Raw genomic sequence first — 1,248 nt, forward strand, 5'->3', positions numbered from 1 at the left:
CCCGCGATCACGGTGCGCGGGGAGCGCTCGAACGCGGCGAGGCCCCAGCCGACGACGGCGGTCGACGCGACCGCTCCGGGCAGCACCCACCAGGGCACGGGGGCGCCCGACATGAGGACGTGTCCCAGGCAGGCGAGCGCGACGCAGAGGGTCGTGAACAACCCCGTCCGTACTACGCGTGCGCACCGTCCGGCAGTCATGGCGCTCTCATCGTCCCATCCCGCCGCTCGAGCGACGCAGGAGTCCCCGGAACGCGTCGCCGCGCCGACCTGCGGCCCGCCGGGAACTCGGCGGCCCGCGCGTCCGACCACTACACCGGACCGCTGGACTTCCCCTGCAGAAAGGCCCGTTATGGCGCAGAGCCGCACAGTGCGGACGGTGACGGACACCGGCACGCCCGAACCCGTCCGCCCTGCCCCGGAGGACGGCTCCGCGGACGCGGACCCCGGACGGGGCGCGCGGGCCTGCGCGCCGCCGGGCGGAACCCGGCCGCCCGTGTCGTGGGCCGGACTGCGCCCGCTGCTGCTCCGTCTGCACTTCTACGCCGGTGTCGTCATCGGCCCGTTCCTGCTGGTCGCCGCGGCCACGGGGCTGATGTACACCGCGACGCCCCAGATCGAGGCCGTCGTCTACCGGCACGAGCTCGAGGTCACCCCGCACGGTGTGCCCGCACCGCTGTCGGACCAGGTGGCGGCGGCGCGCACGGCGGTTCCCGACGGCACGCTGTCCTCGGTGACGCCCGCTCCCGGCCGCACGGACAGCACGCGGGTCGTCTTCGAGCGGCCGGGTCTGCCGGAGAACACCACGCAGACCGCGTTCGTGAACCCGTACACCGCCGAAGTGCTGGGACAGGAAAGGACGTTCGCGGGGTGGTGGCTGCCGGTGCGGGCCTGGGTGGACGGCTTCCACCGGCATCTGAACCTCGGTGAACCGGGCCGTCTGTACAGCGAACTGGCGGCGAGCTGGCTGTGGGTGGAGGTGCTGGGCGGGCTCGCCCTGTGGCTCACCGCGCCGCGCTCGCGAGGGCGCGTGCGCCGGGTGTTCGTCCCGCGGGGCGGGCCGAAGGGACGCAGACGCACGCTCTCCTGGCACGCCACCGCCGGTGTGTGGGCCGCCGTCGGGTTGCTGGGGCTGTCGGTCACCGGCATGACGTGGTCCGTGCACGCCGGCGCGAGCATCGACACGATCCAGTCGGCGCTCGCCGGACCGACCCCGACGGTGTCCACGGCCCTGCCCGCGCGCGCCGCC

Annotated in this window: 1 protein-coding gene; it reads left to right on the forward strand. The window is 74.8% G+C overall.

Features of this window, described 5'->3' with window-relative positions; translation table 11 throughout:
• Nucleotides 1-378: 378 nt before the first annotated feature.
• Nucleotides 379-1,248, forward strand: an 870-nt coding sequence (locus GTW43_RS08915; RefSeq protein ID WP_343245939.1) for a PepSY-associated TM helix domain-containing protein, incomplete at its 3' end; no start/stop codon positions are given.

The sequence above is a fragment of the Streptomyces sp. SID5785 genome, assembly GCF_009870065.1.
Lineage (GTDB): Bacteria > Actinomycetota > Actinomycetes > Streptomycetales > Streptomycetaceae > Streptomyces.